Source organism: Roseibium sediminicola (assembly GCF_023156505.1).
Taxonomy (GTDB): domain Bacteria; phylum Pseudomonadota; class Alphaproteobacteria; order Rhizobiales; family Stappiaceae; genus Roseibium; species Roseibium sediminicola.
The window spans coordinates 48,620-74,119 of the sequence record NZ_JALNMJ010000008.1 but is presented as its reverse complement, the minus strand read 5'-3'; the positions used below and the strand labels follow the sequence as shown (position 1 = coordinate 74,119).

The following is a 25,500-nucleotide window of genomic DNA, read 5'->3' as shown; positions in this document are numbered from 1 at the left end:
CCGGCAACCCGAATTTAGTCGTAATACATTTCCCGGCGTCGGTAGGACCGGCCGAGCAGCCAGTCGAGCGAGACGACGCCCGGGCCTTTCAGGGTCGGCACCAGCAGCAGGAAGATCCACAACAGGCGGTCATCGGCGATGATCGCGTAAGGCTCGCCGTCGAACAGCGCACCGATCGTCTTGGCATCCGCGCCGTGGCCATAAATGTCGACATAGGTCATCACGCAGATGAAGACGATCATGCCGAGGCTGGCAAACCGCGTGAACAGGCCGACCACCACGAGAACGGGCAGGATGAACTCCCCCCAGGTTCCCAGGAGAACCATAAGCCCGTAGGGAAAGAAGGCGATCTGGCTGGTGTCGTAGCTGACCTGCTCCATCAGTTTGGGCAGCATCTGCGCATAGGCACCGGCCGTCGGCGTGAAGATGTTCATGATATTGCCGCCGATTTTGGTCAGCGCCGAATTCCAGAAAAACTGCAGCAGGACGGCGGCAAATATGAACCGGGCGGCAAGACCGAGAAGCCAGCCGTTGGTCAGCCGCTCCAGGGCCCCGAAAACCATTGTGTACAGGCGTACGAAAAATCCGATCAAAGCACCCATCTCTTATCCCCTTTCCCGGTTTTCTGTCTCGCCGGGTTCAGTCTGTCTGGTTTACAATTAGCTGTTCAAATACGCCGTTGGAAAGACAATCCGAAAGACTGTCGGACAGCGAAAAGTCTGCACTGTGTTGCTGCGCATGGAAAGCCGCTTCCCCCAGGGTTTCCCCGTTGAACAACGCCTGCAGGAACACATCGGCTCCGGGCCGAAGCATCATGAGCTCCACATCGAGTTCGGGACGCGACACCAGAACAGATTGCGGTGTCGCGAGATCAATCACGATATCCGTGCCCGGTTCAAACCGGTTGACGCGCAGAAGATCCCAAACGGGCCAGTCCGATGACAAGACCCATGCCGCCGGATGTTTGGCAAAGCACGCGCCGCCGATGGCGTCCGGCGGCAGCGCGCCCAGCTCGGCCGGATCCAGTGGCTTGGCGTCCGCAGCGTGATAGGCCTGCAGCCAGGCCCACTCCACCCGCGCGACATCGGCGAGATAAGGATAGGCGGCCAAAGGCGGAAACGCCTCGACGAAATCGGGAAATTTGCCGCCATACCAGATCAGAACCGGTGAGGTCGGAGGATGCGCCAGGACGAACGCCCGCGCCAGCGCGTTGAAATAGTCCTCGCCAAGGAGCGTCTTGATCGCCGGAAAACTGTCGGCAAGCGCGTCTCTCAGGCTGACGATCACATTGTTGCGGTAAACGTTGAACCGCTTCGGCGCGTGCTTTCCGTCCGGCCCAACGAGACCGGCCGGGGCCGGCCGCTCCGGATCCAGCAGCGCCGCGCCGAACGCATTCCCGTCAACAGTGTCGGAAAAAGGGTTGGAAGCCATGTCAGCCTGCATGCCTGATGCCGGATGGGTGAACGCGGGCCAGAATATTATCGGCCGCCTGCGCCTCGGCCAACAGCACTGGCCAGGCGGGAATGTCGCTGTCCCATTCCACCAGGGTCGGCAACGGACCATGAGCGAGGATCAGCCGTTCGTAAAGAGCCCAGACGGCGTTGTCGACGGCCCGGTCATGCGCATCGATCAGAAGCGGCCGCCCCGTATCATCGACATCGGGCGCATGACCGCCCAGATGGATCTCGCCGACGGCCTCCATCGGAAATCCGGCCAGATAGTCTTCAGCGGAACGCATATGATTGGTGCAGGAGACATAGACATTGTTGACGTCAAGCAGCAGCCCGCAACCGGTCCGCCGGGTGATTTCGCTCAAGAAATCCAGCTCGCTCATCGTGCTCTGCGCAAAGGCGACATAGGTCGACGGGTTTTCCAGCAACATGCGCCGGCCGACAACCTCCTGAACCTCGTCGATGTGATCGCAGACGCGGCCGAGCGTCGCAGCGTCATAGGGGACAGGCAGGAGATCGTTGAAATAGGTCGTGTCGTGGGTCGACCACGCCAGGTGTTCTGAAAAGAGCCCCGGTTCATAGCGCCGGTTCAGGTCGGCCAGGCGTTGCAAATGCACCCTGTCGAGCGACTGTTCGCCGCCGATTGACAGGCCGACACCATGCAGGGAGACGGGATAGTCACGCCGGATCGCTTCCAACCGGTGATGCGGAGCCCCGCCTGCCCCCATGTAGTTTTCGGCATGCACCTCGAAAAACGCGATCGGCGCATTGGTGCTCAGGATCTCGGCGACATGCTCGGGCTTCAGTCCCGCCCCGGCGCGCGCCGGAATGTCCGTCGGCGCCCGTGGCGGATTGTCTGGATTGGTTTGGGCACTCATGGCTGTTTCCGGGCTGTCCTTCACCCCTGTAACAGGAAAAGCAGGCGGTTCGGGTCCGCCTGCCTGAAATATCAAGTGACTTTTCGGGCGGAGGTCCGCGCCTCAGGCTTTCGGCAGGTCCCGGTCAAGCGCGGTCAAGGAACCGGTACGCCCATCCGGCAGTTCCATCGTGGTGCAGGTGCCTTTTGGCACCAGGGTCCAGGCGTTGCCCTGATAGTCTATGGTCGAGGTACCGGCACAGGTGGTACCCGGTCCTGCCTGGCAGTCGTTCTTGCCTTTCAGCGACACGCCATAGCACTTTTCCTTGGCTTGCGCCTGAGCCGGTGCCGTGGTCGACAACCCGGCGACAGCCGTTGCCACCGCGCCGGCGACGATTGCTGCGGACATGGCCTTATGCTTCATCTCGTTCTCCTCTGGTCGAGTCTGATGTCATCTCTCGGCCATCGCACATCGCAATGTGCGCGGCTCAGCCCGAAAGTGAGCATATTGCCGATAAATAGGAAATCAAACGGCTGTGACTGTTTTGCGAGCAGCCCGTGCAAAGATTAACAAACGAAAGATTCTTACCCAAAAACCGGCGGAAATGACCAATCCGGACGAATGGAACTTTTTGTGCGAAACATTTATAATACCCAAGGACAGAAACACTCTTGCTCCTGTCGGCGAAATCTGTCATGTTCGCGCCGCCCGGAATAGGACAGGGATACTGTCCCAATTACTGGAGGGCGCCAGGGCAACAGCCAGGGCGGACGTGGTAGACGGGCTGACCGATCGGCGGATCCAGGGAGGATCCGCGTGGAAGCGAAACGGGACGTTTCGGCAGCGGAGTGACCGCTGCGTCAATGCGGCGGTTTGTTTTGACGGACCGCTGCGGTTAATACAACAACAGAGCCGGGGCATATTGAGCCAGGGTTCGCCGAGCCGCATTCTTGATGGGATGCGACCCGAACGGAACCGGACGCTTCAAGCCACGGCGACACTGGGGTTAACAGTGAGGGCGCACATGACGAGACGAGAGCTGACGACCAGCACAGCCATGCAAGCCGGGGAGGATGTTATGACAACAACCGCCACCACCCGAACGCTTGCCGACCGACTGGGCACGGCCGCCGACAAAGGGCTCTACGATCCGTCGCGCGAACACGATGCCTGCGGTGTCGGCTTCATCGCCCATATGAAAGGCGACAAGTCCCACAAGATCATTTCCGACGGTCTGCAGATTCTCGAGAACCTGACGCACCGCGGCGCGGTCGGCGCAGACCCGTTGATGGGTGACGGCGCCGGCATGCTTGTCCAGATCCCGCACACCTTCTTTGCCGAGGAAATGGCGAAGGCCGGCACGCCGCTGCCCGAGGCAGGCGAATACGGTGTCGGCTTTATCTTCATGCCGCAGGACGCCGCACTGCGCGCCAAATGCGAAGGGATCATCGAGCGCATCATTGCCGAGGAAGGCAAGGAGCTGATCGGCTGGCGCGACGTGCCGGTCGACAATGCGACGCTCTCCAAGGCACCGGACATTGCCGCCACCGAACCGGTCTCGCGCCAGGTCTTCATCAGGAATGCCGGCGGCGACCAGGACGCCTTCGAGCGCCGCCTCTATGTGCTGCGCAAGGTGATTTCCAACCAGGTGCGCGCCGAATCCGACGCGGTTTCCAAGGGCTTCTACATCGTTTCCCTGTCGAGCCGCACCATTGTCTATAAGGGCATGTTCCTGGCTTATCAGCTCGGCGCCTATTACGCCGACCTGAAGGACGAGCGTTTCACCTCCGCTCTGGCCCTGGTGCACCAGCGTTTTTCGACCAACACCTTCCCGTCCTGGGACCTGTCCCATCCCTACCGGATGGTCGCCCATAACGGCGAGATCAACACCCTGCGCGGCAACGTCAACTGGATGGCGGCCCGTCAGGCCTCCGTCTCCTCGACCCTGCTCGGCGACGACATTTCCAAACTCTGGCCGATTTCCTACGAAGGCCAGTCGGACACGGCCTGTTTCGACAACGCGCTCGAATTCCTGGTCATGGGCGGCTATTCGCTCGCGCATGCGGCGATGATGCTGATCCCGGAAGCCTGGGCCGGCAACCCGCTGATGGACGACAACCGCCGCGCCTTTTACGAATACCACGCGGCCCTGATGGAGCCGTGGGACGGCCCCGCCGCCGTGGCCTTCACCGATGGCCGCCAGATCGGCGCGACGCTGGACCGCAACGGCCTGCGTCCGGCCCGCTACATCGTCACAGACGACGATTATGTCATCATGTCTTCCGAAGTCGGCGTGCTGCCGGTGGAAGAAGAGCGCATCGTCCAGAAGTGGCGCCTGCAGCCCGGCCGCATGCTCCTGATCGATCTCGACAAGGGCGGCATCATCTCCGACGACGAGATCAAGCGCCAGCTGTCGACCGCAAATCCCTACAAGGACTGGCTGCACCGCTCCCAGATCGTTCTGGAAGATCTGCCGGGCGTGCGCCAGCGCGCGCCGGTGGCCGGCGAGAGCCTGCTCGACCGCCAGCAGGCCTTCGGCTATTCCCAGGAAGACATCAAGCTGCTGATGACCCCTATGGCCACCGTCGGCCAGGAGGCCATCGGCTCCATGGGCACCGACACGCCGATCTCGGCCCTGTCGGACAAGTCCAAGCTGCTTTACACCTATTTCAAGCAGAACTTTGCCCAGGTCACCAACCCGCCGATCGATCCGATCCGCGAAGAGCTGGTGATGAGCCTGGTCTCCTTCATCGGTCCGCGCCCAAACATCTTCGACCTGGAAGGCCTGTCGACCTCCAAGCGTCTGGAAGTGCGCCAGCCGATCCTGACCAATGAGGATCTGGAAAAGATCCGCGCGATCGGCGACATCGCCGACAACCAGTTTTCCGCCAAGACGCTGGATATCACCTACAACTCCGAAAAGGGTGCCGGCGGTATGGAAATGGCGCTGGAGGAACTGTGCCAGCGGGCCGAAAAGGCCGTTCTCGACGGCTACAACATCATCATCCTGTCCGACCGCCTGATCAGCCGGTCGCGGATTGCGATCCCGGCCCTGCTGGCGACCGCGGCCGTGCACCATCACCTGATCCGCAAGGGCCTGCGTACCTCAGTCGGTCTCGTTGTGGAAACCGGCGAAGCCCGCGAGATCCATCATTTCTGTGTCCTCGCCGGTTATGGTGCGGAAGCGATCAACCCGTATCTCGCCTTCGAGACGTTGCTCTCCATGCATATGGAGATGGACTTCCCGGAGGAAGTCGATCAGTACGAAGTCGTCGGGCGCTATATCAAATCGATTGACAAGGGCATTCTCAAGGTCATGTCCAAGATGGGCATCTCGACCTACCAGTCCTATTGCGGCGCCCAGATCTTCGACGCTGTCGGCCTTTCGTCCGACTTTGTGAAGAAGTTTTTCTTCGGCACCGCCACCATGATCGAAGGCATCGGCCTTGCCGAAGTCGCCGAGGAAACGGTCCAACGCCACGAGGAAGCCTTCGGTGACGTCGCTATCCTGCGCCGGTCGCTGGATGTCGGCGGCGAATACGCTTTCCGGACCCGCGGCGAAAGCCACATGTGGACGCCGGACAGCATTGCAACCCTTCAACACGCGGTCCGCTCGAAGCTGCCGGACATGTACCGCGCCTTCGCCAAGCACGTGAACGAGGAAAGCGGCCGCTATGCGATCCGTGGCCTGTTCCGGGTGAAGTCCGCCGAGGAACTTGGCCGGGCGCCGATCGACATCGATCAGGTCGAATCCGCAGAAGCGATCGTCAAGCGCTTCGTCACCGGTGCCATGTCCTTCGGCTCGATCTCGCGCGAAGCTCACACGACGCTCGCCATTGCCATGAACCAGATCGGCGGCAAGTCGAACACCGGTGAGGGCGGCGAAGAGCCGGAGCGTTTCAATCCGCTGCCCGACGGGTCCCAGAACCCGCAACGGTCCGCGATCAAGCAGGTCGCCTCGGGCCGCTTCGGTGTGACCACGGAATATCTGGTCAACTCCGACATGATCCAGATCAAGGTCGCCCAGGGTGCGAAGCCCGGCGAAGGCGGCCAGCTGCCCGGTCACAAGGTGGACGCGGTGATCGCAAAGGTGCGTCATTCGACCCCGGGTGTCGGCCTGATCTCGCCGCCGCCGCATCACGACATCTATTCCATCGAGGATCTGGCGCAGCTCATCTACGATCTGAAAAACGTCAATCCGGAAGCCGATATCTCGGTCAAGCTGGTGTCGGAAGTCGGCGTCGGCACGGTTGCGGCCGGTGTCGCCAAGGCGCGCGCCGACCACATCACAATCTCCGGCTATGACGGCGGCACCGGCGCGTCGCCGCTTACATCGATCAAACATGCCGGCAGCCCCTGGGAGATCGGTCTCGCCGAGACCCAGCAGACCCTGGTGCTGAACGGCTTGCGCTCGCGCATCGCCCTGCAGGTCGATGGCGGCCTGCGCACCGGCCGGGACGTCATCATCGGCGCCCTGCTCGGCGCCGACGAATTCGGCTTCTCAACCGCGCCGCTGATCGCGGCCGGCTGCCTGATGATGCGCAAGTGTCACCTGAACACCTGCCCGGTCGGCATTGCCACCCAGGACCCGGTCCTGCGCAAGCGTTTCAAGGGGACGCCGGAACACGTCATCAACTACTTCTTCTACGTTGCCGAGGAAGTGCGTGAACTGATGGCCGGTCTCGGCGTCACAAAACTGGACGAGCTGATCGGCCGGTCCGATTTTCTCGACAAGAACGCGGCCATCGAGCACTGGAAAGCCAAGGGTCTCGACTTCTCGCGGATCTTCTTCCAGCCGGAAGCGGCCCCGGAAGAAACCCGCTGGACGGCGCGTCAGGATCACCCGATCCACGACATTCTCGACCGCCGCCTGATTGCCGCCGCCGGTCCGGCGCTGGAGAAGAAGGAACCGACGGTCATCGAAGAGACCATCTGCTCGGTCGACCGCTCCGTCGGCGCCATGCTGTCGGGTGAAGTCGCCAAGCGATATGGCAACAAGGGTCTGAAAAAACCCGACACGCTGAAGATCAACCTGAAAGGGACCGCAGGTCAGGCCTTCGGCGCCTTTGTTGCCCGCGGCGTCACCATCAACCTGGTCGGCGATGCCAACGACTATGTCGGCAAGGGCCTTGCCGGCGGCAAGCTGATCGTGCGGCCGCCGGAAAATGCCCGGATCGTCGCCGAAGACTCGATCATCGTCGGCAACACGGTGCTGTACGGCGCAACGGAAGGCGAATGCTACTTCCGCGGTGTCGCAGGCGAGCGTTTCGCCGTACGCAACTCCGGCGCAATCGCTGTGGTGGAAGGCGTTGGCGACCACGGCTGCGAATACATGACCGGCGGCGTTGTCGTCGTCATTGGCCAGACCGGGCGCAACTTCGCGGCCGGCATGTCCGGCGGCATCGCCTATGTGCTCGACGAAGACGGCACCTTCGGCTCGCGCTGTAACCTCGCGATGGTCGATATCGAACCGGTCACCGAAGAGGACGACCTTCTGGAGAAGCTCCATCACCATGGCGGCGACATCGAGCACAAAGGTCGCGTGGACCTTTCCTGTGACATGACCCGGCACGATGACGAACGTCTGCGCCAGATGCTGGAAAAGCATGCGGACTATACCGGCTCGACCAAGGCCAGAACGATCCTCGACGATTGGGCCACCTACCGGCCGAAATTCGTCAAGGTCATGCCGGTTGAATACCGCCGCGCGCTGAAGGAAATGGAAGAGCAGCGTCTCGGCATGGTCGCGGCCGAATAACCCGGCACTTGAACAACAGGGCTCTCGGCCGCGTGGCGGCCGATCGAGCCACCTTGTGGACAGATTAGTTTGAGGAGGTCGCCTTGGGTAAGGTAACCGGATTTCTGGAAATCGACCGGCAGGAACAAAAGTATCAGCCTGCCTCCGACCGCATTCGCCATTTCCGCGAATTCACCATTCCGCTGAACGACCAGGAAGTCACCAACCAGGCGGCGCGCTGCATGGATTGCGGCATCCCGTTCTGTCATGGCCCGGACGGCTGCCCGGTCAACAACCAGATCCCCGACTGGAACGATCTGGTCTATCAGGGCGACTGGGACATCGCGCTCCGCAACCTGCATTCCACCAACAACTTCCCGGAATTCACCGGCCGCATCTGTCCGGCGCCCTGCGAGGAGGCCTGCACGCTCAACCTGGAAGACGTTCCGGTCAACATCAAGAGCGTTGAACAGGCGATTGCCGACAAGGGCTTCGAGAACGGCTGGATCGTTCCGGAACCCTCCGCCACCAAGACCGGCAAGGCCGTTGCCATCATCGGTTCCGGCCCGGCTGGCATGGCGGCCGCCCAGCAGCTGGCCCGTGCCGGCCACACGGTCCATGTCTACGAGCGCGAGCCCAAGGCCGGCGGCCTGTTGCGCTACGGCATTCCCGACTTCAAGATGGAAAAGCACTACATCGACCGCCGCGTGCAACAGATGGAAGCTGAAGGCGTAACCTTCCATTACGGCGTCAATGTCGGTGTCACCGTCAGCATGGAAGAACTGACGGCGCGCCACGACGCGGTGATCCTGTGTGCTGGCGCCGAGCGTCCGCGCGATCCGGGCGTCTCCGGCATGGAACTGGAGGGCTGCCATTGGGCAATGCCGTATCTGGTCCAGCAGAACCGCCGGGTCGGTGGCGAGCCCGATGGTGACGAGGCTCCGATCTGGGCTGGCGGCAAGCATGTCGTCGTCATCGGCGGCGGCGACACCGCCTCCGACTGTGTCGGCACCGCGTTCCGCCAGGGCGCCCTGTCGGTCACACAGCTCGACATCCGCCCGATCCCGCCGCTGAAGGAAGACAAGATGACGGTCTGGCCCTACTGGCCGACCAAGTTCCGCACCTCTTCCAGCCAGGCCGAAGGCGCCGAGCGCGAATTCTCCGCCGCAACCCTCGCGCTTGTTGGTGAGGACGGCAGGGTTACCGGCGTCAAATGCGCCCGGGTTGACGAGAAACGCCGTCCGATCGAAGGCACGGAATTCATCCTGCGCGCCGATCTGGTGCTGGCGGCAATCGGTTTCTCCGGTCCGCTGCTGGACACCTATATCGCCGAAGCCGGCGAAGCCCTGGAGCTCGACGGCCGCACCAACGTCAAGGCCAATACCGAGGACTACAAGACATCCATCGACAAGGTCTTTGCCGCCGGCGACGTGCGCAAGGGCCAGTCCCTGGTCGTCTGGGCCATCCGCGAAGGCCGCCAGGCCGCCCGCGCCGTCGATCTCTATCTGACCGGCGAAACGGACTTGCCGAGGTAAGCCGGCAGCAGCCAAAATACAAAAGCCCGCTTGGTCAAACCCAGCGGGCTTTTTTCATACTGGCGACTTGAAGCATCACTCCCCCGGCGGCTGCAGCGTCACGGAGACCCGAGAAGATCCATTTGTCGACGGCGCCGCGGACAAAGGGCCGCGGAGGTCCCTCAAGGACGGTGCGCGGGGCTCGCCGGTTTCCGCGTCCAGCGCCGGGGCCTGTTCCGCCACCTGCAGGCGCGGGTTGTCGACGCGCCCGCGCATCGGCTGCAGCGGCTCGCCATTGACGAAGAAACGATAGGCACGGCTGTTCGGGTCCATGGCCTCGTCCTCCTCGCCGCCGAGAAGCAGCGCTTCGGGCGATGTCGTCCGTCCCGTCAACACGATGAAATTGGGATCGTCCTCAACGCCTTCGAAGGCCAGCCCGCCATAGCCGCCGAGCAGGCGTAGCAGCTCGCGCTCAACGAAAAACGCGACCTTGCGATAGCCCGCCCAGGTAAACCCGATGCGATCGTTGGTTCGGAGCCGGGCATTCTTGCCGTCGACATCCGGCCCGAAGGACGAGTAGGTGCCGTCCTCGGCCAGAAAGATGTCCCAGATATCGACATAGCGCACGCGCCGGTCTTCCGAAACGCCTTGAAAGATCGAATTCAGCTGGGTGAAATCGGCGTTGACCAGCTCATTGTTGGTCGGCGGCAGTCCCGCCCATACCAGCGGTTTTTTCTCCTGACGGACAACGCGCACCAGCGCCGCGACCTTGTCACGATAGGTGTTCAGCCAATCCTCGGTCATGAACTCTACCGGTGGCTCGCCCGGAAATGTCTTGCTCAGATCGTTCTGCCCGATCATCACCACAACGGCCTTCACATCGCCTCCCCGGATCTTGGAGAGGACCTGTGTTGCCCAATCGGTCGTTTCACCGGTGAAGCCGGCCTTGTCGTCGGTGATGGGCTCGACCCGGATCTGCGGCTTTTCCGACAGCATGAATTTCAGACCGTCGGCAACGCCGCGCGCCATACGGTCGCCGACAACAACGATCAATCCGGCATTGGGATCCTTTGGAACGCTTTCGAACTTGGGCGGTGCGCCGGCCGGCCGGCTCACCCGGGGGCGTTGTTGGGTTTGCTGTTGTTTCGGATTGCGACGCTCACCACCGCCGAACAGCCGTTGCAAGGGAGCAAACGGGTTGAAGCCGCGAAACGGACCGTTCTGGGCAACAACGATTTCCTTGCCGGGAACCGTTTGCGCCAGACTTTCCTCAGCTGCTTCAGACAGCAGCGCGAGGCACAGGAGCGCCGAGAGCGCCAAACGCCAGAGCGCCGGTCTCAGGAAACCCGTGTGTCTGTTCTGGATGCGCAATCACAGCTCCCAACCGAAAACGGTATCCAGGTCAGCTTACCCGTCCAGCTTCAGCCGTGCCAGCAAAACCACGGAGGCATAGCCATCGGGGATCATGCCGCGGGACTTCTGATAGGCGCGGATACCCCGGCGGGTCGCCGGGCCGATCTTGCCGTCCGCGGTGCCGACCGAAAAACCGTGCCGGTTCAAAAGCGCCTGCATTTCGGCCGTCTCGGAGCGGCTGAGCGGCAGGTGCTCGCGTGACCAGTCGCCTTCGAGCGGGCCACCACCGATCAAACGGTCCGCGAGATGACCGACCGCGAGGGCATAAGCGGTGGCATTGTTGTACCGCTTGATCACGTAGAAATTCTTCAGCATCAGGAAAGCAGGTCCGCTGGCGCCGGCCGGCAGAACCAGGATGGCATTGTCAGAGGGGCGCGGGAAGTCCTTGCCGTTCGACCGGCGGATACCGTACCGGCCCCACTCGCCCAGGGACAGTGTCTTGTCGCCATCGGCCAGATGATAGTCGAACCCGGCCGGCAATTTGACCTCGTAGCCCCAGGTCTTGCCGGTTTGCCAGCCGTGTTTGTTCAAATAGTTGGCAGTCGAGGCGAGCGCATCCGGAATGGACGTCCAGATGTCGCGCCGGCCGTCGCCGTTATAATCCGCCGCATAGGCTTTCCAGCTGGACGGCATGAACTGTGTGTGGCCCATGGCACCGGCCCAGGAGCCTTCCATGTCCTGAAAACGCACATGGCCGGCCTGGACGACGCCGAGCGCGGTCACCAGTTCCTTTTCCCAGAAGCTTTTCCGGCGCGGCGCGGCATAGGCGAGTGTCGCCAGCGCCTGGATGACGTTGTGCTTGCCCATGAAGCCGCCGTAATTGGTCTCCATGCCCCAGATGGCCAGCACCGCCTCCCGGTCGACACCGTAGCGGGCCTCGATCTGCTGCAGCACAGCCCCGTATTCGCGCAGCATTTCCCGGCCTTTCTCGACACGGGTGTCGGAGACGGCGCTGTCGAGATATTCCCAGATCGGTTTGACAAATTCCGACTGCTTGCTCATCAGCCGCAGCGTGTCGTCATCCGGCTGCATCCCCGTGAAAACGGCATTGTAGGTCTGCGCCGAGACACCCGCAGCCTGCGCCTTGGGCCAGAAGCCGCGCACGAACCTGTCGAAGCCCGGGTCGGCCTCGGCCGGCAGGCTGGCGGTGATCAGAACGGCAGCCGCCGCCACAGTCCCGAGAACCGCCGGTTTCAACCGTCTGCAAACACTGTTCATCTGATTTCCAAATCGGGGCAACGACATGATTCCGTCGGCAGTCCGCCGTTCAAAGCTTCGCATCAGGGCCTCCTTGACGCCCAGGTCCGTGTCTCTTCTGCCCCCGCCCATGAATGGTCTTGATTTGGTTACCGTAAAGTTAATGCCGGAATCTGAGCCCGGCTTCAACCGCGTTCTCGGTATAATCGCTGCCATCCTGCGAACTGTCGAAGCGTCGATGGGTGTAATCGGCCGTCACCGCGATGTTCTGGGTCAGAGCAAAGGTGACACCGCCGAAACCGGTCAGGGTCCGCTCCTCGATCGACACGCCTTCATAGGTCCTGTAGCTGTAGCCAAGTCCCGTTTCCGCGACGAACCGGTCGCTGAAGCCATGGGCCAGCCTCAGGTCACCGGAATAGATAATCGATCCGCTTGCACCGTCAATGTCGGTCGCCTCGAAACTGGTGCCAAGCCCTGCCGTGACAGTCGTCAGGCGGCTCGGCGACCAGACCAATGAGGCATCGACGACCAGGCCGGACAGGGCATCCAGCCGATTGTCCTCGATATCCTCGATCCGCCAACCCGCGCCGAGTTCGCCAGTCACCTTGGGGCCGGAGGCGATGGTGACGCCACCCTTGACCTCATAGCCATTGGCATCGCGTTTTTCGCACAGGCTGTCGCTGCAGGTCTGATCGTAACGCCGGAGCAGCAGCGCCCCCTCGACAAAGGGCGAGAACACGCTGTCGGTGTTGCCGCCGAGGCGCAGCCCGGCGGAATAGAGCGTGTTGTCGCGGCCGCTCTGCGAACCGCCGCCGTCGGAAGTGTAGACATTGCGATCCGCGCCGACGGTCGCGGTGGCGGCGACGATGCCGAGCGCGCGCGTCCCAGCGACGCTTGCGGCAAATTCCTGATCGTAATCCGTACCGGAGCCGGAGGATTCCGCACTGCCATCGTCTTCCTGCGAATAGGAATAGGAGATGGTGGTTGTAACCCGGGTCGCTTCCGTTACGTCCAGGCGCAGGCTGCCTGCCGCGAACACTGTGCCTTCATTGTCGTTGCTGTCACCCGGATAGCCCGTGTAGGACCCGCGCAGGGACAGATCCAGTTCATGCCGCGACCAGTCCGACGTCAGCGACAGATCCGGTGAAATCCGGTACAGCCCGCCGGATGTGCCGGTAGAAGATTGCGACCGGTTGTCGGTGTAACCTCCGGACACCGTCACCTGAGGGGTGAACGTGAACGAGCCCAGGCGGATGCCTTCAGCGGCATCGAAAGTCGTGTCACCGCCGAAAACGCTGTCGTCTATGCCGCTGCTGCCCAGCGGCACCGCCCTGTCAACGGCGGCGATCCGGTCGGAAAACGGCCGGACAGGCGTCACGCGCCCATTCGTGCCAAGGCCGGTCGACCCGGTTTCCGCGGTGGCCGAATTGAGGGTGCTGCGCAGGGAGAAGACATTGGCTTGGGTCGGATTGGTTTCGGTCGGAGTTGCCGCCGCGTCGGCCGCTTCCTCGGACTGCGTCACAGATCCGGGATCGCTGCTGCCGCGCAAATCGCCCAGAGCCGTTTGCGCAGCCGCGGGAACGGTCTGCAACACGGCAAAACTCAACAACAGGGGTAGAAGGCGAAGCATGAAAGTCCGGAACCAGTCGACGTCTTGTTCCCTTTCAAATTGACCAAGCTTGGTTAATGCTTCGTTTCTTTTTCGCAAATTGATAGGTTACACGGTGTTATATAAAGTCAGGCGTTCTAATCGATTTAATCAATCACGGGTCCTTGATCCGGGTGACCGTCTAGCCTAGAGCTGATCCATCAAGAACAATAAAGTTTTAAATCCATGGCAATCTCTCCTACCGACTTGTCCACCGAGGACGAATTCGACATGACATCTCAATGTCTTGTATCCGCCGAACGCACGCTCGAGACAGAGATTGCCGGTCTGAGCGCTGTGCGCGCTGCCTTGAAAAACGGGCTCGCTGCTCCGTTTCAGCAGACCTGTGAGCTTATTCAGAAGAGCCCGGGCCGTGTGATTGTGACCGGGATCGGCAAGAGCGGCCATATCGGCACCAAGATCGCCGCCAGCCTGGCGTCCACTGGAACCCCCGCCTTTTTTGTGCATGCCAGCGAGGCAAGCCACGGCGATCTGGGCATGATCACCGAAAATGACGTCGTGCTCGCTCTGTCCTGGTCCGGAGAGACGCAGGAGCTTGCCGGGATCGTCAGTTATACGCGCCGTTTCAAGGTGCCGCTTGTCGCGATCACGTCCCGCAAGGACAGCACGCTTGGCCGGGCTGCCGACATCGTGATGAAGCTGCCCAGTGTTGCCGAAGCCTGCCCGCATGGGCTTGCACCGACCACCTCCGCCCTGATCCAGCTGGCCATCGGCGATGCCCTCGCGGTTGCCCTTCTGGAAGGCCGTGGTTTTACCGCCCAGGACTTCCGGGTGTTCCACCCGGGCGGACGTCTCGGAGCCAGCCTCAAATCCGCCAAGGACATCATGCATTCCGGCGAGCGCATGCCGCTGGTTTCCGCCAACACGTCAATGAGCGAGGGCATCGTGCTGATGACCCAGCGCGGCTTCGGCGTCCTCGGCGTGACCGACGAGTTGCACCAGCTGATCGGCATCATCACCGACGGTGACTTGCGCCGCCATGTGTCCTCCAATCTTCTCGACAAAACCGCTGGCGAGATTATGACCAGGTCCCCGAAAACCGTTACACCGGACACGCTGTCGGCATCCGTCCTGGAACTGGTCAACAGCCTGTCGATCACCTCGGTCTTCGTCATCGAGGATGGCCGCCCGGTCGGCATCGTCCATCTCCACGACCTGTTGCGGATCGGCGCGGCCTGAGATTCGCGCTCCCAAATGCGCTCACTTTTGCGTCACGACAGGAAAATTCGTTACTTTCCGGCGCCGAACCCAACCGGCATTAGGATTTGATTAGCCATAAGCCTCTTACACTGCACCAAAGTTTCCTTGGCCCGATGGCCACAGACCTTGGTGCGTGTACAGAATGGATCTGGCGACATTAATCGGCATCATCGGCGCATTCGGCGTTGTGATCACCGCTATTTTTCTGGGCGGCAGCTTCGGTCAGTTTGTCGACATTCCGTCGATTCTGATCGTGTTCGGTGGTGGTCTCGCCGCCACCCTTATCCGGTTTCAGCTCTCCGACATGATCACCGCCTTTATCACGGGCTTCAAGGTCGCGCTCTCGGGCAAGGGCGCCAATCCGCGCGACCTGATTTCGGAAATCACCAACCTGGGTGAGATCGTGCGTAAGTCCGGCCCTCTGGGCCTGGAGAATGTCGATGTCTCCGATCCGAACCTCGCCAAGGGCGTTCAATACATCGCCGACGGCTACGAACTGGAGTTCATCAAGGAATCCATGGAGCGCGAGCGCGATCTGCAACTGTCGCGCCTGTCGGAAGGGAGACGCGTCTTCAAGGCTCTGGGTGATTCCGCTCCGGCCTTCGGTATGATCGGGACGCTGGTCGGTCTGGTGCAGATGCTCGCCAACATGGATGACCCGGCCGCCATCGGTCCGTCCATGGCTGTCGCCCTGCTGACGACCCTTTACGGCGCACTGGTGTCAAACATCCTGTGTCTGCCGTTGGTGGACAAGCTGGACGCCAAGTTCGATGTCGACGATCTCAACCAGACCCTGATCATCGACGGCATTTGCCAGATCCGCGAATCCAAGAGCCCGGCCCTGATCAAGGAAATGCTGATCGCCTATCTGCCGGAAAAAATGCGCGCTGAGCTGGCCGACGCGGCCTAACGAGTAGAATTAAACAAAGCGGACGAATGTCATGGCCAAGAAACAAAAAGCGCAAGGCGGCGGCGCCCCGGACTGGCTGGTGACGTTTGCCGACCTGATGTCCCTGCTCGTGTGTTTCTTCGTTCTGATCATCTCCTTCTCCATCCAGGACAAGGAAAAGCTGCAGGTGGTCGCCGGTTCCATGCGCGAGGCCTTCGGCGTCAAGGACACGTCCCGCAAGACCGGCATCATCGAAGTCGAGGGCATTCCGATCCGCGACTACATGAAGGATATCAGCCAGGTCGAGCAGGAAATGGATTCCGATTTTTCCCAGGAGCGCCATGAGAAGCGGCGCAAACAGGGGCCGGAAGCCAACACCCATGACACGCTGGAAGCCGACATTGAAAAGCCGCGCCAGTTTGCGACCGCCGCGGCGTCCCTGCGTCAGGCCTGGCAGGAGATGCCGGAAATCACCGAGATCTCAAGCAACATCATCCTGGAGGAGAACGACGAGGGTCTCAACATCATGCTGGTCGACCAGGATGGCCGGTCGATGTTTCGGGAAGGATCAAAATATCCTTATGAAACAACGCGCCGCCTGATCGCCAAGATGGCACCTGTGCTCGCACAGATGCCCAACCGCATCGAGATCACCGGCCACACAACCGCGGGCCAGCTGTCTGCCAATCCCGACTACACCGGCTGGGACCTGTCAAGCGAGCGGGCCAACATCGCTCGGCAGATCCTCGCCGAATATGGTGTGCCGGACGACCAGATCTTTGCCGTTGTCGGCAAGGCGGACACCGAGCCGCTGTTTCCGAACGACCCCTATCTGGCCGCCAACCGCCGCGTCGGTATCCTGCTCAAGGCCGAGGCGCCTCCGCTGCCCTTGGGCCACAAGCCCTAGATGTGGAGCCTCACTCAGCCGCTCTGACCACCAGCCGCGCACCGTCAATGGACTCCACCCGCACCTTGGTGCCAGCGGGGAGGTCCGGGCCGGTGATGCGCCAGATCGTGTCATCGATCGAGAGATTTCCTGCGCCTTCGCTGAGCGGGGCGGCGAGCGTGAATTCACGGCCGACATATCGGCTACCGCGTTGATTGAGACCCGGATCGCCTTTTTCGGACGCCAGGCGCTGCATCAGGCGGCGGCCAATCAGCAGACTGGCCAGCGACAGCACCAGAAACAGGCTGACATCGATCTGCCAGGCAAAATCGAAGACCAGCGAGACAAGGCCGACCACCAACGCGGACAGGCCGAACCACAGAAAGATGGTTCCAGGTGCCAGGATCTCCAGCCCCAGGAGAATGAGCCCGAGAACAAACCAGCTCCAGGGCCCGAGCGCCTCAATCGTGCTTTCAATCAGGCTCACCGTTCAGGCCCTCCCTCGCCCGGACCGGTGTTCGGAATGCCGGAAGATGTCCGTGAACCGCCCTTGTCATCGCCGAAGGCTTCCTTGGCGATCTCGCCAATGCCCGAAAGCGCGCCAAGCAGCGAGGTGGCTTCCATCGGCAGGATCAGGGTTTTCTGATTGCGCGAGTTTGCCAGTTCCTTGAAGGCCTCGACATATTTGTTGGCGACGAAATAGTTGATCGCCTGAACGTTGCCGGCGGCGATGGCGTCACTGACCATCTGGGTCGCCTTGGCTTCGGCTTCCGCCTCGCGCTCGCGCGCCTCTGCGTCCCGGAAAGCGGATTCTCGCCGGCCTTCGGCTTCCAGGATGAGCGACTGCTTTTCGCCTTCGGCCTTCAGGATTTCCGACTGACGCTTGCCTTCCGCTTCCAGAATATAGGCGCGCTTCTCGCGTTCCGCCTTCATCTGCCGCGCCATGGCGTCAACCAGATCCCGGGGCGGATTGATGTCCTTGATCTCGATGCGGGTGATCTTGATGCCCCAGGGCTCGGCTGCCGCGTCGACCACACGCAGGATCTTGGCGTTTATCTCGTCGCGGTTGGACAGGAGATTGTCGAGGTCCATCGAGCCCATCACCGAGCGGATATTGGTCATGGTGAGGTTCAGGATCGCGTTCTGCAGGCCGAGCACCTCATAGGCCGCCCGCGCCGCATCCAGCACCTGGTAGAAGGTCACACCGTCGGCACTGACGGTGGCGTTGTCGCGGGTGATCACTTCCTGGGTCGGAACGTCGAGCACCTGCTCCATCATGTTCAGCTTGTGGCCAACGCGGTCGATGAAGGGAATGATGAAATTGAGGCCCGGCGTCAGGGTCTTGCGGTACTTGCCGAACCGCTCGATCGTGTAATTGTACCCTTGCGGGACGGTCTTCACCCCGGCGAAGAAGATCAGGATGACCAGCACCACAAGGCCGATCAGGACAATATCCAATCCCGCTATAGGCATGAACGTCTCCCGTAATTCTTTTGAATCGAGCGGCCACTATGCTCTGAATTGTGGCCCCGTTCCAGCGCAATTGACCGGGAATGTAAATACACACACCGCAGCACTGCCTGTGACCCAAATCAGCCACGGACTCAGTCTGAAACGGCCCTATTGATATAGGAATTATTGTCGGAATTTACGAGGTGGAAACGCGGGAAGCCGTGTCTCAGACCCAGCCGCCAAGCTCCCGCCGGACCACATGGGCAATGACCTCCATGCCCAGATCGCTGTCGTTGAGGCAAGGAATGTGGCTGAAATTCTCGCCGCCATGTTCCTCGAAGATCTCGGCCGCCTCACCGGCGATTTCCTCCAGCGTCTCCAGGCAATCTGCGACAAAGCCCGGGTTCATCACCGCGACATTCTTGACGCCGTCCCTGGCGAGTTGTTCCACGGTCTTGTCCGTATAGGGTTGCAACCATTCCTCCGGACCGAAACGGGACTGGAACGTCACCCGGAGCTTCTCCTTGCTCCAGCCCAGCACATCCCGCATCAGCCGTGTCGTCTTCATGCAGTGGCAGTGATAGGGGTCTCCGCGGCGGAAATAGGATTGCGGAATGCCGTGATAGGAAGTCAGCACCACATCCGGCTCGAAATCGAGCGTGGCCAGATGCTGCTCGACGGATTTCGCCAGCGCGGTCACATAGACCGGATCGTCGTGATAGGGCGGCACCGTGCGGATCGCCGGCTGCCAGCGCATCTTGAGCAGCGTCCTGCAGACGACATCGTTCACCGTCGCCGTTGTCGATGCCGCATATTGCGGGTAGAGCGGGAACACCAGAATGCGGTCGCAACCCGCTTCTTTCAGGGTCTTGAGCTTGTCCGGGATCGACGGCTGGCCGTAGCGCATCGCCCAGTCGACCATCAGCTTGCCGTCGCTGTCGCCCATCATCTCAGCGAGCTTGTCCGACTGGCTGCGCGTAATGGTCCTGAGCGGCGACTCGTTTTTCTCGTGGTTCCAGATTTCGTCGTAGGCCTTGCCGGACTTGCCCGGACGGGTCATCAGCACAATACCGTAAAGGATCGGATACCAGATCGCCCGCGGCCACTCGATCACGCGCTTGTCGGACAGGAACTCGCGCAGATACCGGCGCATCGGCCAGTAATCCGTCGCGTCCGGCGTGCCCAGATTGACCAGCAGAACCCCCACCTTGCCGGCTTTGACCGACGGATGGTCGCTCGGCAGCTGCAGTTTCCGGAAATCGGCTTCCTGGGTCGCGGTCACGGGGGTGGACGGTTGAACGGTCATGTGCTGGGCAATTCCTTGAGCGCGTTTCTTGACTTCCGCCTTACATAGGCCATGCGGAGCCGCTGGCCAATGCGGCAATTGTCATACGCGCCTCAATCGTGCTGGATCATGTTGGAACCAGCAGATGCCAAACAAGACCTCAGCCAGGGGGGAGGCCAACTTACTCGCGTCTCGAGGGGGGCTCGGCACGTGGCTCATGCTTCGAGGCGCCGCTTACACGACGCCTCAAGAGGAGGTCAGAGCATGCTCAACCGTATTCCCGCTCGTCCGAAATGACCTTGCCGTCATTGGGCAGCCCTCCCGGCGGGACCAGCTGCACATCCCCCTTCAGCCGGGTCACCTCGCGCAGGGTTTCCGCAACCCGGTCGGAGAGGCCGTTGCCGAGAGCCTCGGTTTCCACGGTCAGCGTCATCGCATCGGCTTCGCCCTGGCGGCTGACCGCGAGACGGGCCTTTTTGACTTCCGGATGCGCTGCCACGATCTGGGCGATCTGCGCCGGATCGACGAACATGCCCTTGACCTTGGTGCGTTGGTCGGCCCGGCCCATCCAGCCGGCAAGGCGCATGTTGGTGCGCCCGCAGGCCGATTGGCCCGGAACGATCCTGGAGAGATCGCCGGTGGCAAAGCGGATCAACGGATAGAGGCTGTTGAAATTGGTGACCACCAGCTCGCCGACCTCGCCTTCGGCCACCGGTTCGCCGGTACCCGGCCGCACGATCTCTACGATATAGTCCTCGTTGACCACCATGCCTTCGCGGGCCTCGGTCTCATAGGCGATGACGCCGAGATCGGCGGTCGCATAGCACTGGCCGACGGTGATGCCCTGGTCCTCATATTCCTGCCTGAGCGACGGGAAAAGAGCGCCGCCGGAAACAAGGGCTTTCTTGATGGAGGAAACATCTTTCCCCTGTTCCCGGCCGCGGTCCAGGAGGACCTTGAGATAGTCGGGCGTGCCGACAAAGGCGGTCGGCTTCAGCACCTCGATCGCTTCCACCTGGGTGTCGGTGTTGCCGACGCCCGCCGGAAACACGGTGCAGCCGAGCGCGATCGCGCCCTGATCCAGAATGAACCCGCCCGGCGTCAGATGATAGGAAAAGGCGTTGAGGACGATATCGCCCTTGCGCAGGCCCGCGGCGAACAGGCTGCGCGCGCCATTCCAGGGATCGAGCCCCGGCGCCTGCGGCTCCCAGATCGGGCCGGGCGACATGAACACCCGCGCTGCGCCCGTCAATTCGCCGGCCAGAAAGCCGCCAAAAGGCGGGTGGGCCCGCTGCTTTTCCATCAGGTCGGATTTTCTCAACAGAGGCATCCCCGCCAGAGCCTGCCGGCTCGTGATCGCGCCGGGATCCTGCCCTTCAAAATGCGCCGCCCAGCCCGGTGCCCTTTCGACCGCATGGGCGATCAGGCCGGGCAATTTGGCAAAAAGATCCTGTTCGCGCTGAGCGGGGTCCTGCCGCTCGCGCGCGTCAAACTGCGTGTCGCTCATGGTCGTCTCCGCGTTATGAGGCCTTGGGGTTAGACCCCGGTCAGGCCAGCCAGCGCTTCCTTCGTTTGTAGTGTTTCACGTTCCGGAACGAGCGGCGGCCCTCGCCGCCGACGCCCAGGTAGAATTCCTTGACGTCCTCGTTTTCACGCAGCGCCTTGGCGTCGCCATCGAGCACGATGCGCCCGGATTCAAGAATGTAGCCATAGGTGGCGTATTTCAGCGCCACGTTGGTGTTCTGCTCCGCCAGCAGGAAGGACACACCCTCGTTCTGATTGAGCTGGCGCACGATCTCGAAGATCTCTTCCACCAGCTGCGGCGCGAGCCCCATGCTTGGTTCGTCCAGGAGGATCATCTTCGGCCGGCTCATCAGGGCGCGGCCGATCGCGCACATCTGCTGCTCGCCGCCCGACGTGTAGCCCGCCTGGCTCTGGCGCCGCTCGCGCAGGCGCGGGAAATATTCATAGACCATCTCAAGGTCGGCCTTGACCGCGCCATGCCCGTCCTTGCGGGTATAGGCGCCGGTCAGCAAATTCTCTTCGATCGACAGATGGCCGAAACAGTGCCGGCCCTCCATCACCTGGATGCAGCCGCGCCGCACGAGGTCGTTCGGCGACAGTGCCTGAACTTCCTCGTTGTCGAACAGGATCTTGCCCTTGGTGACTTCGCCGCGCTCTGCCCCCAGCAGATTGGAGACCGCCTTCAGCGTCGTGGTCTTGCCGGCGCCATTCGCGCCCAAAAGGGCCACAATGCCGCCCTTGGGCACGGTCAGCGACACGCCCTTCAGGACCAGGATCACGTGGTCGTAAATGACCTCGATATTGTTCACCGACAGGATCGTTTCCGCCGTATCCGTGGCGGGTGCCGAACCGGGCTGTTCTACATCCAAAAGTGCCATTCCGTCCTCTCCTGAGAGACCCCGCCGCACAAGGGCGCGCGGCGGGGCAGACTGCCTTCTTAGTTCGGGCAGGGTTCGGTGCGCGCCGGCCACGGCGCGTTCTTCTCGGCGTATTCAGCAGCTGCGGCTTCCAGCAGCGGACGGACCAGATCGGTCATCGGCTCGATCCAGCCGGAGGCCTGGCGCCACTTCTTGCCGTCCCATTCCTGGATGAAGACCGGGTGGCTGCCGGCATGGTCGTCGCAGGTGACCTTCATCGGATGCGCAAAGCCCTTCAGGCCAAGCTCCGCCAAGCGAGCTTCGTCAAGATTGAGCGCTTCCAGGCCGAGACGCATGTCTTCGCCGGTGATGACCTTCTTGCCGGTCAGCTCCTGCGCGGTGCGGATGCCTTCGGCGATGATCACGGAGTTCAGGACACCGCGGTTATAAAGGGTACCGCCGATGGTTTCCGCGTCCGTCGAGGACAGACCCGCATCGATGACATGCTTCTTGATGTCGTCGAGAGCCGGGAAGTCGCTGCCGACGCCGGAGAAGTTCATCGCCTTGTAGCCCTTGGCGCCTTCGCCACCGGCAGCCGCGTCGTCATCGCCTGCGGACCACCAGACACCGATGAACTTGTCCATCGGGAAGCGGATCTTGACCGCTTCCTTGATAGCTGTCGGGTTCATGGCGCCCCAGCCCCACATGACCATGTAGTCGGGACGGTCGCGGCGTACATTCAGCCACTGCGACGACTGGTTCTGCATTTCAGCGCCCGGCACCGGGTACTGCAGCAGCTCGAAGCCGTATTTTTCAGACAGCTGTTCCAGAAGCGGAATCGGCTCACGGCCGTAACCGGCATCCAGGAAGATATAGCCGATCTTCTTGCCCTTCAGGTTTTCCAGGCCGCCTTCCTGCTCACCGATATACTTGATGACGACCGAAGCGCCGTCCCAGTAAGTGTCCGGCACGTTGAAGATCCACGGAAAGGTCTTGCCGTCGGCTGCAGCCGACAGGCCGTAGCCCATGGACAGAACCGGGATCTTGTCGACGCCGGCCTTCGGGATCAGCTGCAGGGTGATACCTGTGGAATACGGGTTATAGACCAGCGCGCCCTTGCCCTTGGTGGCTTCGTAGCACTCGACGCCTTTCTGGGCGTTGTAACCGGTTTCGCATTCCTCGGTGACCAGCTTGACGCCGCCAATGCCACCGTCGCGCTCGTTGAGCATTTTCAGGTAGTCGTGCATGCCGTTGGCGATGTGGATACCGGAACCGGCATAAGGCCCGGTGCGGTAGGTCAGCAGCGGCACATAGTTGGCGTCCTGGGCCTGAACCGCTGTCGTCATGGCGCCGGTGAGACCGACCCCGAGGGCAACGGCGGTTCCCAGCGCAAGTTGCTTGAAGTTCCTCATGTTTTTCCTCCCATGCGGGCCGGGCAATCCGACACCGCCAGACCGGTTGCGCCATTCCTCACCGGATCGGTCCTAATCCGGATGGCGGGCGAAAAGGCTGGCAGCCCCCTAGTAGGGGAACGGCCAGACCCTGAGCTTCTGCTTCGCGATCGCCCACAGTCGGGCAAAGCCGTGCGGTTCGACGATCAGGAAGAAAATGATCAGCGCGCCGACGATCATGAAGGTGGCGTGCTCGATGGTTTCCGCGGCGAGATCTATGCCCATCAGACCCGGCACGAATTTCAGGATGACCGGCAGGATCCAGATGAAGGCCGCGCCCATGAAGGCACCGCTGAGGCTGCCCAGACCGCCCAGGATCACCATGAACAGGATCTGGAAGGACAGCCGGATCGAATAGGACGACGGCTCGGCCGCGTTCAGCCAGAAGAACACCATCATCGCGCCGGCCACGCCGCAGATATAGGACGACACGGCGAAGGCCATCAGCTTGGTCCGGAGCGGGCGGATACCCATCAGCTCCGCGGCGATGTCCATGTCGCGGATCATCATCCAGGACCGGCCGATGCGGCCGCGCAGCACGTTGGCCATCAACAGCGCGATGAAGACGGTGATGCCAAGCACGATGAAGTAGCGGGCGAGCGGGGTCGCTTCCGCGCCGGAAGCGACGATGCCGAAGACCTCACGATGCGGCACTTCAATGGCGCCCGAGGCGTTGTAGTTGTAGAGCCACGGAATGCGGATAAAGCACCACTCGAGAAAGAACTGTGCCGCCAGCGTGGTCACGGCCAGGTAGAGCCCCTTGATCCGGAGGCTCGGCAGACCGAAGACGGCCCCGATCGCGGCAGAGAACACGCCGGACAACAGCACCATCACGATGACATTGGCATCGGGAAAGATCGAGGTCAGCTTGTAGGCCGCATAGGCGCCGACGCCCATGAAGGCCCCGGTTCCCAAAGACAGCTGACCGCAGAACCCGGTCAGGATGTTGAGCCCGATCGCCGCCAGCGAGAACACGAGGAACGGGATCATGATCGAGGTCAGGAAGAAGTCATTGGCAGTGGCCGGAATGACGGCAAAGGCAATGATCAGGATAACGGCCAGACCAACCCGGTCCTGGAGGATCGGCATGAGCGCCTGATCCGCCTTGTAGCTCGTCTTGAACTGGCCAGCTTCGCGATAAAACATGTGCTAAAGCCCTACCCTTAAATCCGCTCGATGATGCGTTCGCCGAAGAGGCCCTGCGGCCGGAACAGCAGGAAGACCAGCGCGATGATATAGGCCAGCCAGCTTTCGATGCCGCCGCCGACCAGGCCACCCCAGTAGAGCTCGCCGATCTTCTCGCCGAAGCCGATGATCAGCCCGCCGACAATTGCGCCCGGGATCGAGGTGAAGCCGCCCAGGATCAGCACCGGCAGAGCCTTGAAGGCGACGATTTCCAGTGCGAAGGAAACGTCCGAACGCGCGCCCCACATGATCCCCGTTGCCAGCGCCACCAGACCGGCGGCGAACCAGACGATCGCCCAGATCTGGTTGAGCGAAATGCCGACCGACAGCGCCGCCTGGTGGTCGTCGGCCACCGCGCGCAGCGCCCGGCCGATGCGGGTCTTGTTGAAGAAGATGCCGAGGGCCGCGACCATCAGCACCGCGATCACCGCCGCGGCAATGTCGATATGCTGCAGGATGACGAGGCCGCGCTCGCCGATTTCGAAGGCGGTCGAGCCCGTCGGCAGCCCGAGCTGCTCGGTGATCATCTGTTTCGGCTCGCCGCCGAAGACGAATTCACCGAAGCCGACCAGGAAATATGTCAGGCCGATGGTCGCCATCAGCAGGATGATGTCGGGCTGGTTGACCAGCGGCCGCATCACCACCCGTTCCACGCCGTAAGCAAGCACGCCCATCACGCCGATCGTCAGGATCAGGGCCAGATAGGCGGGCACCCCGTTTTCATTGAGGCCCACCAGAGTCAGGCCGGCGAACACCACCATGATGCCCTGGGCAAAGTTGAAGACGCCGGACGCCTTGAAGATCAGCACGAAACCGAGCGCGATCAGCGCATACAGAATCCCGGCGACGAAACCTTCCCACAGAACCTGCAGGAAGAAATCCGGCATGTCGTACATCTGCACGAAGGGATCGATGAAAATGTCGTAGAGCATT

Annotated in this window: 20 protein-coding genes; 5 read left to right on the top strand and 15 right to left on the bottom strand. The window is 61.8% G+C overall.

The genetic code is table 11. The features are described 5' to 3' along the window. Positions 1–14: 14 nt before the first annotated feature. From M0H32_RS13050 to M0H32_RS13035, 4 genes are all read right to left on the bottom strand, one after another. Complete coding sequence (locus M0H32_RS13050; RefSeq protein WP_248154628.1) at positions 15–602, bottom strand: DoxX family protein; 588 nt, start codon at positions 600–602, stop codon at positions 15–17. A 37-nt stretch (positions 603–639) separates the two neighbouring features. Continuing rightward, a complete protein-coding gene (locus M0H32_RS13045; RefSeq protein ID WP_248154626.1) occupies positions 640–1,431 on the bottom strand; it encodes an HvfC/BufC N-terminal domain-containing protein in 792 nt (263 codons plus the stop codon). Between the two features lies 1 nt (position 1,432). After that, positions 1,433–2,329: an MNIO family bufferin maturase gene (gene bufB / locus M0H32_RS13040; protein ID WP_248154624.1), complete on the bottom strand. Its 897-nt coding sequence runs from the start codon at positions 2,327–2,329 to the stop codon at positions 1,433–1,435. A 102-nt stretch (positions 2,330–2,431) separates the two neighbouring features. After that, the gene (locus M0H32_RS13035) at positions 2,432–2,731 is read right to left on the bottom strand and encodes a BufA1 family periplasmic bufferin-type metallophore (RefSeq protein ID WP_248154622.1); all 300 of its coding nucleotides are present in this window, start codon (positions 2,729–2,731) and stop codon (positions 2,432–2,434) included. Between the two features lie 601 nt (positions 2,732–3,332). On the opposite strand from M0H32_RS13035, the gene gltB reads away from it, so the two are divergent. Continuing rightward, on the top strand, positions 3,333–8,066 hold the full coding sequence (gene gltB, locus M0H32_RS13030; RefSeq protein WP_425607315.1) for a glutamate synthase large subunit: 4,734 nt from the start codon (positions 3,333–3,335) through the stop codon (positions 8,064–8,066). Between the two features lie 83 nt (positions 8,067–8,149). Next, complete coding sequence (locus M0H32_RS13025; RefSeq protein ID WP_248154619.1) at positions 8,150–9,580, top strand: glutamate synthase subunit beta; 1,431 nt, start codon at positions 8,150–8,152, stop codon at positions 9,578–9,580. Positions 9,581–9,655: 75 nt separating this feature from the next. On the opposite strand, the gene M0H32_RS13020 is transcribed toward M0H32_RS13025, so the two are convergent. The 3 genes from M0H32_RS13020 to M0H32_RS13010 all read right to left on the bottom strand — a co-directional run bounded on the left by M0H32_RS13020 (position 9,656) and on the right by M0H32_RS13010 (position 13,763). Continuing rightward, positions 9,656–10,930 (bottom strand): SGNH/GDSL hydrolase family protein, encoded by a 1,275-nt coding sequence (locus M0H32_RS13020; protein ID WP_248154617.1) that lies wholly within the window; start codon positions 10,928–10,930, stop codon positions 9,656–9,658. A gap of 36 nt (positions 10,931–10,966) precedes the next feature. Then, positions 10,967–12,190: a lytic murein transglycosylase gene (locus M0H32_RS13015; protein WP_248154615.1), complete on the bottom strand. Its 1,224-nt coding sequence runs from the start codon at positions 12,188–12,190 to the stop codon at positions 10,967–10,969. A 139-nt stretch (positions 12,191–12,329) separates the two neighbouring features. Continuing rightward, positions 12,330–13,763 carry an outer membrane beta-barrel protein gene (locus M0H32_RS13010; protein WP_248154613.1) on the bottom strand — a complete coding sequence of 478 codons (1,434 nt, stop codon included), beginning with the start codon at positions 13,761–13,763 and terminating at the stop codon, positions 12,330–12,332. Between the two features lie 240 nt (positions 13,764–14,003). Between M0H32_RS13010 and M0H32_RS13005 the strand changes: the two genes are divergently transcribed. From M0H32_RS13005 to M0H32_RS12995, 3 genes are all read left to right on the top strand, one after another. Next, the gene (locus tag M0H32_RS13005) at positions 14,004–15,017 is read left to right on the top strand and encodes a KpsF/GutQ family sugar-phosphate isomerase (protein WP_248154611.1); all 1,014 of its coding nucleotides are present in this window, start codon (positions 14,004–14,006) and stop codon (positions 15,015–15,017) included. A gap of 163 nt (positions 15,018–15,180) precedes the next feature. Beyond that, the gene (locus M0H32_RS13000; protein ID WP_248154609.1) at positions 15,181–15,948 is read left to right on the top strand and encodes a motility protein A; all 768 of its coding nucleotides are present in this window, start codon (positions 15,181–15,183) and stop codon (positions 15,946–15,948) included. Between the two features lie 31 nt (positions 15,949–15,979). Continuing rightward, positions 15,980–16,834, top strand: coding sequence for an OmpA/MotB family protein (locus M0H32_RS12995; RefSeq protein WP_248154607.1), 855 nt, complete (start codon positions 15,980–15,982; stop codon positions 16,832–16,834). Between the two features lie 10 nt (positions 16,835–16,844). Here the strand turns inward: M0H32_RS12995 and M0H32_RS12990 are convergent, their stop codons facing one another. The 8 genes from M0H32_RS12990 to M0H32_RS12955 all read right to left on the bottom strand — a co-directional run bounded on the left by M0H32_RS12990 (position 16,845) and on the right by M0H32_RS12955 (position 25,499). After that, complete coding sequence (locus M0H32_RS12990; protein WP_248154605.1) at positions 16,845–17,300, bottom strand: NfeD family protein; 456 nt, start codon at positions 17,298–17,300, stop codon at positions 16,845–16,847. Then, positions 17,297–18,280 carry an SPFH domain-containing protein gene (locus M0H32_RS12985; protein WP_248154940.1) on the bottom strand — a complete coding sequence of 328 codons (984 nt, stop codon included), beginning with the start codon at positions 18,278–18,280 and terminating at the stop codon, positions 17,297–17,299. Before M0H32_RS12985 ends, M0H32_RS12990 begins: the two co-directional genes overlap by 4 nt. Positions 18,281–18,491: 211 nt before the next feature. Then, positions 18,492–19,571, bottom strand: a complete 1,080-nt coding sequence (gene hemH, locus M0H32_RS12980; RefSeq protein ID WP_248154603.1) for a ferrochelatase — start codon at positions 19,569–19,571, stop codon at positions 18,492–18,494. 247 nt (positions 19,572–19,818) lie between these two features. Next, positions 19,819–21,057 (bottom strand): phenylacetate--CoA ligase family protein, encoded by a 1,239-nt coding sequence (locus M0H32_RS12975; RefSeq protein WP_248154601.1) that lies wholly within the window; start codon positions 21,055–21,057, stop codon positions 19,819–19,821. Between the two features lie 40 nt (positions 21,058–21,097). Then, positions 21,098–21,952 (bottom strand): ABC transporter ATP-binding protein, encoded by an 855-nt coding sequence (locus tag M0H32_RS12970; RefSeq protein ID WP_248154599.1) that lies wholly within the window; start codon positions 21,950–21,952, stop codon positions 21,098–21,100. Positions 21,953–22,011: 59 nt separating this feature from the next. Next, on the bottom strand, positions 22,012–23,343 hold the full coding sequence (locus tag M0H32_RS12965; RefSeq protein ID WP_248154597.1) for an ABC transporter substrate-binding protein: 1,332 nt from the start codon (positions 23,341–23,343) through the stop codon (positions 22,012–22,014). Between the two features lie 108 nt (positions 23,344–23,451). Further along, positions 23,452–24,528: a branched-chain amino acid ABC transporter permease gene (locus M0H32_RS12960; RefSeq protein ID WP_248154595.1), complete on the bottom strand. Its 1,077-nt coding sequence runs from the start codon at positions 24,526–24,528 to the stop codon at positions 23,452–23,454. A gap of 17 nt (positions 24,529–24,545) precedes the next feature. Further along, the gene (locus M0H32_RS12955; RefSeq protein WP_248154593.1) at positions 24,546–25,499 is read right to left on the bottom strand and encodes a branched-chain amino acid ABC transporter permease; all 954 of its coding nucleotides are present in this window, start codon (positions 25,497–25,499) and stop codon (positions 24,546–24,548) included. Position 25,500: the final 1 nt, after the last annotated feature.